Origin of the sequence: Nocardioides baekrokdamisoli (assembly GCF_003945325.1) — a bacterium.
GTDB lineage: Bacteria > Actinomycetota > Actinomycetes > Propionibacteriales > Nocardioidaceae > Nocardioides > Nocardioides baekrokdamisoli.
The window spans coordinates 889,022-902,690 of record NZ_AP019307.1 but is presented as its reverse complement, the minus strand read 5'-3'; the positions used below and the strand labels follow the sequence as shown (position 1 = coordinate 902,690).

At 66.9% G+C, this 13,669-nt stretch carries 14 protein-coding genes; 12 read left to right on the top strand and 2 right to left on the bottom strand.

Annotated elements, in window-relative coordinates; translation table 11 throughout:
* Nucleotides 1-3 precede the first annotated feature (3 nt).
* The 9 genes from KCTC_RS04280 (at nt 4) to ettA (ending at nt 8,641) form a co-directional block, all read left to right on the top strand.
* On the top strand, nt 4-1,539 hold the full coding sequence (locus KCTC_RS04280) for a GTPase (RefSeq protein WP_125567080.1): 1,536 nt from the start codon (nt 4-6) through the stop codon (nt 1,537-1,539).
* Nucleotides 1,536-2,318: a cytochrome c oxidase assembly protein gene (locus KCTC_RS04275; RefSeq protein ID WP_125567078.1), complete on the top strand. Its 783-nt coding sequence runs from the start codon at nt 1,536-1,538 to the stop codon at nt 2,316-2,318. The genes KCTC_RS04280 and KCTC_RS04275 overlap by 4 nt, the downstream gene beginning before the upstream one ends.
* 30 nt (nt 2,319-2,348) lie before the next feature.
* The gene (locus KCTC_RS14875) at nt 2,349-3,242 is read left to right on the top strand and encodes a rhodanese-like domain-containing protein (protein ID WP_197715245.1); all 894 of its coding nucleotides are present in this window, start codon (nt 2,349-2,351) and stop codon (nt 3,240-3,242) included.
* 3 nt (nt 3,243-3,245) lie between these two features.
* On the top strand, nt 3,246-4,058 hold the full coding sequence (locus tag KCTC_RS04265) for an ABC transporter ATP-binding protein (RefSeq protein WP_125567075.1): 813 nt from the start codon (nt 3,246-3,248) through the stop codon (nt 4,056-4,058).
* Nucleotides 4,055-4,696 carry an ABC transporter permease gene (locus KCTC_RS04260; RefSeq protein ID WP_125567073.1) on the top strand — a complete coding sequence of 214 codons (642 nt, stop codon included), beginning with the start codon at nt 4,055-4,057 and terminating at the stop codon, nt 4,694-4,696. The genes KCTC_RS04265 and KCTC_RS04260 overlap by 4 nt, the downstream gene beginning before the upstream one ends.
* A complete protein-coding gene (locus tag KCTC_RS04255; protein ID WP_125567071.1) occupies nt 4,693-5,346 on the top strand; it encodes an ABC transporter permease in 654 nt (217 codons plus the stop codon). The genes KCTC_RS04260 and KCTC_RS04255 overlap by 4 nt, the downstream gene beginning before the upstream one ends.
* An 11-nt stretch (nt 5,347-5,357) precedes the next feature.
* Entirely contained in the window at nt 5,358-6,266 is a 909-nt protein-coding gene (locus KCTC_RS04250) for a glycine betaine ABC transporter substrate-binding protein (protein WP_125567069.1), read from the top strand.
* A 138-nt stretch (nt 6,267-6,404) separates the two neighbouring features.
* A complete protein-coding gene (locus tag KCTC_RS04245) occupies nt 6,405-6,893 on the top strand; it encodes a single-stranded DNA-binding protein (protein ID WP_125567067.1) in 489 nt (162 codons plus the stop codon).
* A 65-nt stretch (nt 6,894-6,958) separates the two neighbouring features.
* Nucleotides 6,959-8,641 carry an energy-dependent translational throttle protein EttA gene (ettA, locus tag KCTC_RS04240; RefSeq protein ID WP_125567065.1) on the top strand — a complete coding sequence of 561 codons (1,683 nt, stop codon included), beginning with the start codon at nt 6,959-6,961 and terminating at the stop codon, nt 8,639-8,641.
* Between the two features lie 114 nt (nt 8,642-8,755).
* Here ettA and KCTC_RS04235 read toward each other — a convergent pair whose 3' ends face one another.
* Nucleotides 8,756-9,241, bottom strand: a complete 486-nt coding sequence (locus KCTC_RS04235; protein WP_125567063.1) for a MarR family winged helix-turn-helix transcriptional regulator — start codon at nt 9,239-9,241, stop codon at nt 8,756-8,758.
* A gap of 122 nt (nt 9,242-9,363) precedes the next feature.
* Here KCTC_RS04235 and KCTC_RS04230 point away from each other — a divergent pair, with 122 nt between their 5' ends.
* Nucleotides 9,364-9,885: a YceI family protein gene (locus KCTC_RS04230; protein WP_125567061.1), complete on the top strand. Its 522-nt coding sequence runs from the start codon at nt 9,364-9,366 to the stop codon at nt 9,883-9,885.
* Between the two features lie 78 nt (nt 9,886-9,963).
* Nucleotides 9,964-11,490, top strand: a complete 1,527-nt coding sequence (locus KCTC_RS04225; RefSeq protein ID WP_125567059.1) for an adenylate/guanylate cyclase domain-containing protein — start codon at nt 9,964-9,966, stop codon at nt 11,488-11,490.
* On the opposite strand, the gene KCTC_RS04220 is transcribed toward KCTC_RS04225, so the two are convergent.
* Nucleotides 11,471-12,682, bottom strand: a complete 1,212-nt coding sequence (locus KCTC_RS04220; RefSeq protein ID WP_125567057.1) for an acetyl-CoA C-acetyltransferase — start codon at nt 12,680-12,682, stop codon at nt 11,471-11,473. The genes KCTC_RS04225 and KCTC_RS04220 overlap by 20 nt on opposite strands.
* Nucleotides 12,683-12,771: 89 nt before the next feature.
* On the opposite strand from KCTC_RS04220, the gene KCTC_RS04215 reads away from it, so the two are divergent.
* Nucleotides 12,772-13,617: an acyl-CoA thioesterase gene (locus tag KCTC_RS04215; protein WP_125567055.1), complete on the top strand. Its 846-nt coding sequence runs from the start codon at nt 12,772-12,774 to the stop codon at nt 13,615-13,617.
* The last annotated feature ends 52 nt before the right edge of the window (nt 13,618-13,669 follow it).

Genomic DNA, 13,669 nt, shown 5'->3' with positions numbered 1-13,669 from the left:
GACGTGACATTCGAGACTCCGCTCCGCGACAGCCTGGTCGATCGGCTGGAAGCGCTGTCCGCTGCGACCGATGCTGGTCGGGGCCGCGTACCCGATGCCCTCATCGACGAGGCAGCTGCGCTCACCGAGCGCTCGTTGGCTCGTCGCAAACTGTCGTCGGGACACACGGTCGTTGCGATCGCCGGTGCCACGGGCTCGGGCAAGTCCTCGACCTTCAACGCCCTCACCGGGCTCGAGTTGTCGGCTGTCGGAGTCCGCCGGCCGACGACCTCCTGGGCGACGGCGTGCGTCTGGGGTGCCGAGGGTGCCTCCGAGCTCCTCAATTTCCTCGGGATCCCGGACCGGCACCAGACGACCCGCGACTCGATGCTCGACACGCGTCGGGAGTCCAACGAACTCGACGGTGTCGTGCTGCTGGACCTTCCCGACCACGACTCGACCGAGGTGGCTCACCACCTCGAGGTGGACCGGCTCGTCGGTCACGCCGATCTGACCGTCTGGGTCGTCGACCCGCAGAAGTACGCCGACGCAGCGATCCACGATCGCTACCTGGAGCCGTTCCAGACCCACTCCGCGACCATGCTCGTGGTCCTCAATCACATCGATGAGGTTCCCGAGGAGCGTCGCGAGTCGATGGTGGCCGACCTGCACCGGCTGCTCGTCATCGACGGACTGGCCGATGTCCCGATCTTCGCCGTGTCGGCTCGACTCGGGTGGGGCATCCCGGAGCTTCGCGCCGAGATCGTCCGGCGTGTCGCCAGCAAGACCGCCGCCGGGGCCCGATCAGAGGCCGACCTGCGCGCGATCACCCAGAAGCTGGCAGGCAAGGGTGCCACCTCTGCTGCGGTGACCTCCGAGAGTGTCGCGACGCTCGTGGACGGGCTCACGGCCGCCGTCGGTACTGCAGGTTTGAGTGAGTCGATCGCGGCCGCGGTGTCGCGACGTACGGCCGTCGCCACGGCGTGGCCTCTCCTGGCCTGGCGCCGCGTTGGCAGGGCGTACTCGCCGGCACTTCAGCCGGCCGACCGCAGTGCCGTCGACCTGGCACTTCGCGGCTTTGCTGACAGCGTCGGCCATGATCTCGACAAGCCGTGGCGTCAATCGATCCGCCGGGTCTCGGTCGACCGGGTGGACGCCGTCGGGGACGCCATCGATTCTGCTCTCGGTGCCCGCGGGCTTGCTCGTGGCAAGGTGCCGGGCTGGGCCCGCGGCGTACAACTGCTGCAGTGGCTGCTGGTCCTGGCGCTGTTCGGTGGGCTCGGATGGGCCGCGTATCTCCACTGGGGGCCGAAGGGTCAGTCGATGTCGGTCGTCGTCCCGCTCATCGCCGCTGTCGGCGGGTTGGTCGGTGGTGTGCTGCTCGCCCTGATGTCGCTGATGCCGACCCGTCGAGCCGGTGCGAATGCTGCCGAGCAGTTGGCAGCCGGCGTACGAGCTTCGGTGGCTGAGGTCGCCGAGACTGAGGTCGTTGCGCCGGTGCGGGGCGAGGTGGCTGCCCATACGGCGTTCCACGCAGCTCTGCGCCGGACTCGCGAGTGACCTTCGCGCCCCTGGTCGCGGCCGTCCTGGTCGTCCTTGGCAGTGCGTACGCAGTCGGATGGCGTCGCGCGGCGCTGCGCGGCGGATGGCCGGTGTGGCGCGGGCTGACCTTCTTCCTGGTCGCACTCGGAGGCGCCGTCGCCGTGACCATGGTGGACCTGCCCGAGCATCTCTGGGCGGTCGCGGTGCGGCTCACGCTCCTGATCGCGCTGGTGCCGGTGGCGTACGGGCTCGGTGATCCGGTCGGGCTGGTGCGGGCAGCAGGGTTCGCGGGGATCGACCGCGTGCTGCGGACCCCGCCGATCCGGGTACTGACCTTCCCTCTGGTCTCCGCCGTCCTGGCCAATGTGTGGCTGTTCGTCGTGTTCTTCACCCCGGTGCTGGGGCATGCCGCGCGGAGTGCGTTCACGATGTCGGTGGTCGAACTGGCGACGTTGCTGGTCGGGCTGCTCGTGGCGCTCCCGATGCTGGGCGTCGACATGGTGCCGGACTGGTGCACGGACCCGATCCGGCTGCTGCTCGCGTTCGTCGACGGCCTGATCGACGCGATCCCCGGGATCGCCGTGATGAGCGCACCGGGCGCCTTCGGTGCCGGGCACTACGCGGCGGGCAGTGGACGGGTCGCCGGTCAGGCGATGCTGGCGCTGGCCGAGGTGGTAGCGCTGCCGATCTTCTTCATCATCTTCTTCCGCTGGGCGGTCAACGAGAGCCGTCATGATCGCGAGGAGGACGACGGCGATGACACACCCATCACGCCGTGGTGGATAGATGGTAATTAAGTCTAGTGAATTACTGATATATTGTGATTCATGATCACCGCTGTCCCGATCAGGGCACTCTCACGCACCGAGTTGGCTGCGCTCGCTGAGCGCTATGCGGACGAGGTTCGTCAGGGGTGCTTCGAGGTCGGGCACAGCGACGGCGAGCGTTGGCACGTACGCCTGCACCGCGATGAGCTGGTCGATGTCTGGCTGATCGCGTGGCCGACGAGCCTTAACACCGAGCTGCACGACCACGGCGGTTCGGCCGGAGTCTTCACGGTAGTGGAGGGCACCCTCACCGAGGATGTGTGGAACGGCGACCGGCTCGAGTCGCGCACGCTGCGGGCCGGCGAGACGTCACGGTTCGGGCCCGCGTACGTGCATGACGTGCGCAACGACCGCCCGCAGCAAGCCGTGAGTGTGCACGTCTACTCTCCGCCGCTGAGCCAGATGAACTACTACGACGTCGAGGACGGCGAACTGCGCCGGCTGGCAACGAGTTGGACCGACGACCCCGAAGCCCCGGCCCCGGCGTACGCGTCCGTGGACGATTTGCTCGAGGCTGCGCGCTCGACCATCACCCGGTACACGCCACTGGAGGCCGCCGCTGCGGTGGCTGCGGGGGCGCAGCTGGTCGACATCCGGCCGGCCTGGCAGCGCGAGGTCGATGGCGAGGTGCCCGGCGCGGTCGTCATTGAGCGGAACCACCTGGAATGGCGCGTGCATCCGAAGTCGGACGCCCGGCTGCCGATCGCACGCCCCGGCCAGAAGTGGATCATCTTCTGCACTGAGGGCTACACCTCGTCGTTGGCGGCCGCCTCGTTGGTGTCGCTGGGTCTGCAGGCTGCGGATGTCGAGGGTGGCATCCGAGGCTGGGCTGCTGCAGGCTTGCCTGTGGTGGCGGGCCCCACGCCCGTCGAACAGGTCGTCAGGAGTGCATGACCAGTGGGCATTGAGTACAGAGCCGTCCGGAAGACGTTTCCGGACGGCACGACAGCCGTCGATGACTTCTCCCTGACCCTGCCGTCGCATTCGACGACGGTGCTGGTGGGCTCGTCCGGCTGTGGCAAGACCACGTTGCTGCGCATGGTCAATCGGATGGTCGAGCCGACCTCGGGCTCCGTCCTGATCGACGACGTCGATGTCGCGCGGCGCAAGCCGGTCGAGTTGCGCCGCAGCATCGGCTATGTGATGCAACATGCCGGTCTGCTCCCACACCGCACAGTGATCGACAACGTGGCCACTCCGCTGCGTCTGGGTGGAGTCGACCGTGTCGAGGCGCGCCGTCGCGCGTTGGAGGCGATCGAACAGGTCGGTCTCGATCCGGCACTGGCCAAGCGCTACCCGCGACAACTCTCCGGCGGACAGCAGCAGCGGGTCGGGGTTGCCCGTGGCCTGGTCGCCAACCCGAACGTGCTGCTGATGGATGAGCCCTTCGGCGCGGTGGATCCGATCGTGCGCTCGGAGTTGCAGACGGAACTGCTCCGTCTCCAACAGGATCTGGGCAAGACGATCGTCTTCGTCACCCACGACATCGATGAGGCATTCCTGCTCGGTGACCAGGTCGTCATCCTCGAACGCGGCGGCAGGATCGCCCAGGTCGGAACTCCGGAGGAGATCCTCGCCGCCCCGGCCAACGACTTCGTGGCCAGGTTCGTCGGCGCCGATACGGCGAAGCGGACGTTGAGCGTGCGCACGGTGGGTGGGCGCCAGGTGGTGGTCGACGCCCACGGTCGTCCTGCCGGGGTGCTCGCGTGAGATGGCTCAGTGAGAACTTCCCGTACGTCCGCGGGCTGCTGTGGCAGCACGCCTGGTTGAGCATCCTGCCGATCGTCATCGGGCTGGCCGTCGCTGTCCCTGTCGGCTGGTGGGCCAGTCGGCACCGTCGCTGGCGCGGGCTGATCCTCGGGTTCGGCGGTCTGGTGTACACGCTGCCGTCGTTGCCGTTGCTGATCGTGCTTCCGGGTCTGCTGGGGACAAGCTTCCTTGACCCGATCAACGTCGTGGTCGTGCTGTCGGCGTACGCAGCGGCGCTGCTCGTACGCACGGCGACGGATGCGTTCAGCAGCGTGCCCGAGGTCGTCATCGAGTCGGCGCGGGCAGCGGGGTACTCCCGGTGGCAACAGGTCGTCGGTGTCGAACTACCCCTGGCCGGTCCCGTCCTGCTCGCGGGCCTGCGGGTGGCCAGCGTGTCCACCGTCAGCCTGGTCACGGTCGGCGCGCTCATCGGTGTCAGCAATCTCGGAGCGCTGTTCACCGACGGATTCCAACGCGGCTTCAACACCGAGATCGTGATCGGAGTCGTCGGGGTCGTCGGGCTCGCGCTGGCCCTCGACCTCCTCTGGCTCGGGCTGGCACGACTGGCGATGCCTTGGCGTGTACGGGGTGCCGCATGAGCGACGTCTTCAGCGAGGCCGCCTCCTGGCTCAGCGACGGATCGCACTGGAGTGGGGTCGACGGGGTGCCACACCGACTGGTCGAGCACGTCGCGTACACCGCGCTCACCGTGGGCATCGCGGCGGCCATTGCGCTTCCGCTGGGGCTCTGGATCGGACACACGGGGCGTTTTCGCGGACTCGCCGTGGCGCTGACCGGCGCGCTGCGCGCGCTGCCGACGCTCGGTGTGTTGACCTGGATGGTGCTGTGGCAGGGGGTCGGGTTGACCCCGGCCACCGTTGCCCTGGTGGTGCTCGCGGTCCCACCGCTCCTGGCGGGTGCGTACTCGGGCCTGGAATCCGTCGACCGTGCGACCATCGACGCCGCCCGGGCCATCGGCATGACCGAGTGGCAGATCCTGATCAAGGTGGAGATCCCGCTGGCGCTGGACCTCATCCTCGGCGGCGTACGCTCTGCGGTCCTGCAGGTCGTGGCCACGGCCACCATCGCGGCCTACATCGGACTCGGCGGGCTCGGGCGGTACCTGATTGACGGCATCGCTGTGCGCGACTATGCCCAGATGTTGTCCGGATCCATCGTCATCGTCGTCCTCGCGCTCGTGCTGGACGGCCTGTTCGCGCTCGTACAACGTCGTACGGCTCACCCATGAGGAAGGGAATCATGAAGAAGAATCGCATTCTGTCCACGGTCGCCATCGGCGCAGTGCTTGCACTGGGGCTGACCGCCTGCGGCAGCGACCCCACCAAGGCGAGCGGAGGTTCCTCCTCCCAGATCGTCGTGGGCTCGGCGTCCTTCGGTGAGAGCGAGATCCTTGCCGAGATCTACGCCGGAGCCCTGAAGGCGAAGGGCTTCAATGCCTCGACCCATCTCGACATCGGTCAGCGTGAGGCGTACCTCGGCGCGTTGAGCGATGGCACCATCTCGCTGTTCCCGGAGTACAGCGGCAATCTGCTGGCGTACTACGACAAGACCTCGACCGCCTCGGCGCCGGCTGATGTGCTGACGGCGCTGAAGAAGGTGCTGCCGGCGACGATCGTGGCGTTGGACCCCTCGACGGCTGAGGACAAGGACTCCTACAACGTGACGGCGGCGACGGCGGCACAGTACGGGCTGTCGTCCATCGGTGACCTGGCGAAGGTGCCGAACCTGAAGTTGGCCGCGAACCCTGAGTTCAAGATCCGCTCGTACGGCATCCCTGGCCTGGGTTCGGTGTACGGAGTGAAGAACGTCGCGTTCACGGCGATCAACGACTCCGGCGGCGCAGCCACGCTGAAGACGCTGACCAGCGGCCAGGTGAACGTCGCGGACATCTACTCCACGACGCCGTCGATCACGGCCAACCACCTGGTTACGCTGGACGACCCCAAGCATCTGATCGCTGCGCAGAACGTGCTGCCGATCATTCGCAAGGACCATGACTCGGCGGCGGTGGACGCCGTGATCAACGCCGTGTCGGCCAAGTTGACGACGGCAGCGCTGCTGCAACTCAACACGGCGTTCTACGGCGCGGACAAGCCCAGCGCAGCCTCGGTTGCACAGGCCTGGTTGAAGGCCAACGGGTTCGCCTGACGGCCACTTCTCATCCACAGCGGCACCCCGCGTACGGCTTGTCCACAGGCCTGCGCGGGGTGTCGCTGTCTGTGTCGGTGCTCGCTCGGAGGCTCATGCCAGCGCAGCCGCTCGGCTGCCACGAATGAGGAGCAGAAGATGAGTGAGTCAACGATCACGGTCCAGGGGTACGTCGGTTCGATGCCGGTCCTGCGCAAGGCGGGCGACCATCTGGTGGCCAACTTCCGGTTGGCGTGCACGCCGCGCCGTTTCGACCGCCGGGAGCAGAAGTGGGTCGACACGGCGACGTCCTGGTACAGCGTCAGCGCCTGGCGGGGCTTCGGGGAGAACGTCGCCGCGAGCATCAAGTCTGGCGATCCCGTGATCGTCACCGGCCGGCTCGTACTGCGCGAATGGACGAACTCGCAGGGTGAGCCCCAGTCGTCGTACGAGATCGAGGCGGACGCGATCGGGCACGATCTGACCCGCGCGAGGACCGCCATCATGCGCAAGCCGGCCACGCCGACGGTGGCGTACACGTCGCTCGCGCCGGAGCCAGTGGCCGATGTCCCGGGCGACCTTCGTCAGCCCGTCGCCGACTGGGGCGGTCTGGGTCTCGACGATGAGCAGGTCGAAGTCGCTGCCTGAGGGCATCGTGGGGGCCCGGTCGGATTTCTGGCCGGGCCCGCACACGCCGGTAGGCTCGGGGCACCATGGCTGAGTACGTATTCACCCTTCGCAATGTCCGCAAGGCGCACGGCGACAAGGTCGTCCTGGACAACGTCACGTTGTCATTCCTCCACGGCGCCAAGATCGGCGTCGTCGGCCCCAACGGCACGGGTAAGTCCTCCCTGCTCAAGATCATGGCCGGCCTCGACAAGGCCAACAACGGCGACGCGATCCTCGACCCGGGCGCAACGGTCGGGATGCTCCAGCAGGAACCGCCGCTGACCGAGGGCAAGACTGTCCTGGAGAACGTCCAGGAGGCTGCGGGCGAGCTGTACGCCAAGCTGACCCGGTTCAACGAGATCGGCGAGCTGATGGGTGAGCCGGACGCCGACTTCGACTCGCTGCTGGCCGAGATGGGTGACCTCCAGACCGAGCTCGACCACGCCAACGCGTGGGATCTGGACTCGCGGCTCGACCAGGCCATGGACGCGCTGCGATGCCCGCCGCCGGAGGCGATCGTCGACAACCTCTCTGGTGGTGAACGTCGTCGGGTCGCCCTCTGCAAGCTCCTGCTCCAGCAGCCCGACCTGCTGCTGCTCGATGAGCCGACCAACCACCTCGATGCCGAGTCCGTCCAGTGGCTCGAAGGTCACCTGAAGACGTACCCCGGTGCGGTCCTGGCGATCACCCACGACCGTTACTTCCTCGACAACGTCGCCGAGTGGATCCTGGAGCTCGACCGGGGCAAGGCGCACCCGTACGAAGGCAACTACTCGACCTATCTGGAGACCAAGAAGGACCGTCTCAAGATCGAGGGACAGAAGGACGCCAAGCGCGCCAAGATGCTCGAGAAGGAACTCGAGTGGGTCCGCTCGAACGCCAAGGCACGTCAGACCAAGTCGAAGTCACGTCTGGCGAGGTACGAGGAGTTGGCTGCTGAGGCCGACCGCGCTCGCAAGATCGACACCGCTGACATCAACATCCCCCCGGGTCCGCGTCTGGGCGACATCGTCCTCGAGGCGAAGCACCTGACGAAGGGGTTCGAGGACCGTGTCCTGTGGAACGACATCAACTTCACGCTTCCGCGCGCCGGCATCGTCGGTGTGGTCGGTCCGAACGGCGTCGGCAAGACCACGCTCTTCCGGATGATCACCGGGGGAGAGGCGCCCGACAAGGGTGAGCTCGTCGTCGGTCAGACCGTGAAGTTGTCGTACGTCGACCAGAGCCGAGGCGGCATCGACCCGACCAAGAACGTCTGGGAGGTCGTGTCAGACGGTCTGGACTTCATCAAGGTCGCCAACTTCGAGATGAACAGCCGCGCATACGTCGCGTCGTTCGGCTTCAAGGGCCCGGACCAGCAGAAGAAGGCCGGGGTCCTCTCCGGTGGTGAGCGGAACCGCCTCAACCTCGCCCTGACCCTCAAGCAGGGCGGCAACGTCCTGCTCCTCGACGAGCCGACCAACGACCTCGACGTCGAGACGCTGTCGGCGCTGGAGGACGCGCTGCTCGACTTCCCGGGCTGTGCAGTCGTCACCTCTCACGACCGGTGGTTCCTCGACCGCATCGCCACCCACATCCTTGCCTGGGAAGGCACCGAGGACGAGGAAGGGCACTGGTTCTGGTTCGAGGGCAACTTCGCCTCGTACGAGGAGAACAAGATCGAGCGGCTCGGCGTCGAAGCCGCCCGACCGCACCGGGTCACCCACCGCCGTCTCACCCGCGATTAGCGGCCCGGACGGCGCGTTCACCGCGTTGCTGCTCGACTCGCGGGCCCTCGAAGGCCCGCTTCGCTCGCGCGCCTTGCGACCGCGCGCGTCCGCGCCACTACTCGTGGGCGAGGGTCAACATTCGCCCCGCATGTCGGCGTAGCTCTCCTGCTCCATGATGAGCTTGTCGGCTGTGGCCTTCATGACCCTGCCGAGGGCGGCGAAGTCCGAGTCCGTCGCCAGGTCGACGAAGTGTTCGCGTACCCCGGTGACGTGGGTGTGCGCTGCTGCCTGGAGGAGATCCCAGCCGGCGTCGGTCATCACCGCATCCACGCCACGACCGTCACCGGGCGCGTTGCGTCGTTCGAGCCAGCCGGCCTTCTCCATCCGGGTGACCGTGTGAGTCACCCGGCTGCGCGAGTGGCGGACGGAGGAGGCGATCTGCGCCATCCGGAGGGTGCGGTCAGGGAACTCCGAGAGCCGGACGAGGATCTCGTACTCGGCCAACGCGATGCCGTGAGCCTGACGCAGTTCGCGATCGAGGGTGTCCATGAGGAGCGTCGTTCCGACGATGTACGCGCGCCAGTCCTGTTGCTGCTCGTCGGTGAGCCATCGGGTCATGGCGTGAGTGTAGGGCCGCGGTAAGTCAGTGGAATAGAAGTCATCTGCCCTTGGTTGAAAGTTGTACAACATGGCCATATGGTCTGAATAACGTTGAAAGTACAACTACCAAGGAGCACATCATGTCTGACCTCATCGCCGGTACCTGGACCATCGACCCGAGCCACTCGGAGGTCGGTTTCACCGTTCGTCACCTGATGTCCAAGGTGCGTGGACAGTTCGAGAAGTTCGAGGGCACGCTCACGACCGGATCCGGCCTGGCCGAGACCACCACCGAGGCGACCATCGACCTCAACTCGATCAACACCCGCGACGCCCAACGAGACGGTCACCTCCGGTCGGCGGACTTCTTCGACGTCGAGAACAGTGGACCGATGACGTTCCGCTCGACTGCCTTCGACGGCAAGAAGGCATCCGGCGAGCTCACCATCAAGGGCGTCACGAAGCCGGTCGACCTCGACGTGGAGTACTTCGGTATCGAGACCGACCCGTGGGGCGGCCAGCGCATCGGGTTCGAGGCGAGCACGGAGATCTCCCGCAAGGAGTTCGGCGTGGACTTCAACATCCCGCTCGACGGCGGCAAGCTGCTGGTCGGCGACGCGGTGAACATCACCCTCGAGATCCAGGCTGTGCTGCAGGGCTGAGCCCGGAGGCAGTACGCCTGACCCCGAGTCTGGCACCGACCGTCGCTTCCTGGCAGCGGTCGGTGCCAGACTTCGCGCATGCGCCTGCGATTGGTGCGCTGGGTGTTCCGGCGCTTCGCCCATCAATACTGGCTCATCCACGCCCTCGCGGAGGGGATCTTCTCGGCGCAGGTCGCGATCGTCACCGTCTGCTTGGCGGCGCTCTACTTCCGTCCCGGCTGGGCCGACCTGCTCGATGTCGTCGTGGTCGCGGTGGCACTGACGATCGTGCCGATCACGTTCGTGGCGCTGTGCAGCCGCGGCCCGATCGGGCGCTTCCTGCAGTGGCGATCCAACCCCGACGCCACCGAGGCCGAAACGGTGGCCCTCTGGCACGAGCTCGTCGGGCTGACCTGGAGCACGTTCCGCTCGTACTCGCTCTTCATCAACCTCTCCGCCGTCATCCCGGCGGTCGCGGTCGCGGCGCTTCTGTGGCACATCGGGTGGCCGGGATTTGCGGCGATGCTGCTCGCCACCGCGGTGCCCTCCTACTACGCGACCGTCGTCACCTACACGATCGGCGAACTGCTCACCGTGCCGGTGATCGAGGAGATCGCGGACCGTCTGCCACCGACCTTTGAGATAGGTGACCACGGGATCTCGATCGCAAGTCGCCTCAAGGTGGCTCTCCCGGCTTACACGATCGCGGCGGCGATGGCGACGGCGAGCCTCGTCGGCCACCAGCGTGGCGCGGGTGCGATGGCAATCACGGTGCTGGTCTCCGGCGCCGTGGGAGTCTTCCTCGCCACGGAGCTGACAGTCCTCCTGGGCGACTCGATCACCAAGCCGGTGCGCGGGATGCGGGCTCAGGTCGACCGGGTGCAGGAGGGCGACTACGCGGCGCGTACGCCCGTGTTGCGCTCCGACGAACTCGGCGTGCTGGCCCATGAGATCAATGCGATGAGCCGCGGGCTGGCCGAACGCGAGGAGATCCGCAACGCGTTCGGTACGTACATGGACAAGAGCGTCGTCGAACTGATCCTGTCCGGTCAGTTCCCGCCCGAGGGGGTCGAGGTGACGGCCTCGATGCTGTTCTGCGACGTCCGTGGGTTCACCTCGTATGCGGAGGGAGCCAGCGCTCCTCAGGTGATCGCCGCACTCAACGAGATGTTCTCCGCGATCGTGCCGATCGTGGAGCGCCATGGCGGACACGTCGACAAATTCCTCGGCGACGGTCTGCTGGCGGTATTCGGTACGCCCGACGAGTTCCTGGACCACGCCGACAAGGCGGTGGCGGCAGCCTGTGAGATCGCACTGGCGGACACGCTCGGCTCCGTCGGCCTGACTGTCGGCGTGGGGGTCAACACGGGCCAGGTGGTCGCCGGGCCGCTGGGCGGTGCTGGACGGTTGAACTTCAGCGTCATCGGGGACGCGGTCAACGTGGCTGCCCGCGTGGAGGCCGCCACACGCCAGACGGGTGACGCGGTGTTGATCACCGACGCCACCCGTCTGATGTTGAGCAAGGCCTACGAGCTCGACTCGCGAGGCGAGATCGAACTCAAGGGCAAGGCCGAGCCGTTACAGCTCTTCGCCCCCAAGCTGTTGGTCAGAGACGCTCCAGGATGAGCGCCATGCCCTGACCGCCGCCGACACACATGGTGATCAGGCCGGTGGTCTTGTCGTGCCACTCCAGCGAGTTGAGCAGCGTGTTCTGCAGACGCGCACCGGTCATGCCGAACGGGTGACCGACCGCGATCGCGCCACCGTTGACGTTGAGGCGGTCGATGTCGATGCCGAGGTCCTGGTACGACGGCACGACCTGCGCAGCGAACGCCTCGTTGATCTCGACCAGGTCGATGTCGCCGATCGACATGTTGGCGAACTTGAGCGCGTTCTTGACCGCCTGGACCGGACCGAGGCCCATGATCTCCGGCGAGAGGCCCGACACGCCGGTGGCGACGATGCGCGCGAGCGGCTTGAGACCGAGCTCGGCCGCCTTGGTGTCGGACATGATCACCACGGCAGCGGCGCCGTCGTTGAGCGGGCAGGAGTTGCCGGCGGTGCTCAGACCGTTCTCCCGGAAGGCCGGCTTGAGCGAGGCCATCGCCTCGTACGTGGCTCCGGCGCGGGGGCAGTCGTCGGCAGAGACGACGGTGCCGTCGGCCAGGGTGATCGGAGTGATCTCACGGGCCCAGAAGCCGTCAGCGATCGCCTTCTCGGCCAGATTCTGCGAGCGGGTGGCGAACTCGTCGAGCTCCTGGCGGGACAGGCCGCGCAGGGTGGCGACGTTCTCTGCCGTCTGGCCCATCGCGATGTACACGTCCGGCATGAGGCCCGACTCGCGCGGGTCGGTCCAGGCGTCGTTGGTGGCGGCCAACCCGGCCGTACGCGCGACGGCGTCGGTCATCAGCGGGTTGTAGTTGGCGTTGCCGTCGCTCATGCCGTACGCGAAGCGGGACACGGCCTCAACGCCGGCGGAGACGAAGATGTCGCCCTCGCCGGCCTTGATCGCGTGGAACGCCATCCGGGTGGTCTGGACAGACGAGGAGCAGTAGCGGTTGACGGTCGCGCCGGGGACCGAGTCCAGGCCCAGCAGGGTGCTGGCGACCTTGGCCATGTTGTAGCCGGCCTCACCCGCGGGCTGGCCGTTGCCGAGGTAGATGTCCTCGATGAGAGTCGGGTCCAGGGCGGGGATCTTGTCGAGCGCGGCCTTGATGGCGAAGGCGGCGAGGTCGTCAGGACGCTGGTCCTTGAGCGATCCCTTGAAGGCGCGGCCAATGGGCGTACGCGCGACAGAAACGATGACTGCCTCAGGCATGAGTTCTCCTCGGTAGGGCGGTTCGCAGGACCGATGCGGTCCGGGGTCCGTCGATCAGACTATCGCTGCGTGATGGGAGGATCATCGGCGTGCGCCATGTCTACGCCTGTCCGATCCGCTGGGGTGACATGGATGCCTTCCAGCACGTCAACAACGTGTACTACGCGGACTATCTCCAGGAAGCGCGCTGGGATTTCCTCGCGTCCACCGGATGCCCTGGCCTCAACTTCGTCGTGCTCGGCTCCCAACGACTCAACTATGTGAGCCCGCTTGCGTTCGACGGCCGCCCGATCCTCGTCGAGGTCTGGGTCACGGCGGTGGGGGAGAAGTCGTTCTCGCTCGCGTACGAGCTGTTCCGTGAGGACGACGGCGTACGCACCGTCCACCTGAGGGCCTACGCGACGCAGGTGGCCTTCGACTACGGGCGTACGCGCCGCAGCCGGCCGCTCACCGAGCAGGAGCGGGAAGTCCTCACCGCGCGCCTGGAGCAGACCGAGTACATGCCGGTGGACTTCGCGGTGCCTGGTGTCCCGCCGACCAACGTTCACCCGGTCCAGCTGCGGCTCTCCGACATCGATCTCGGCGGCATCGTCTCGAACGTGAAGTACCTCGAGTTCTTCCAGGAGGCGCGGATCGACCTCTTCCGCAGCCTGGCCGCGACCGTGTCGCCGGATACCGGGATGCCCGGAACGGTGGTGGCCCAGGCGGATGTCCAGTACGTCCGGCCCATCGGGCATCGGGTGGACACGTACGACGTCCGCACCTGGGTGAGCCATGTCGGCACGAAGTCGCTGGTGCTCACCGCCGAGTTCGGCGACGCAGGGGAGATCAAGGCTCGGGGTCGGTTCGTCATGGTGTGCTTCGACCTGGCGGAGGCCAAGGCGGTTGAGTTCTCTCCGATGTGGCGAAGGCTGCTCACACCACCCACCGCGTGAAGCCGTCAAGGCCTCGTCAACGCCGGGTCGGACAGTGCTAGGGAACCGTTAA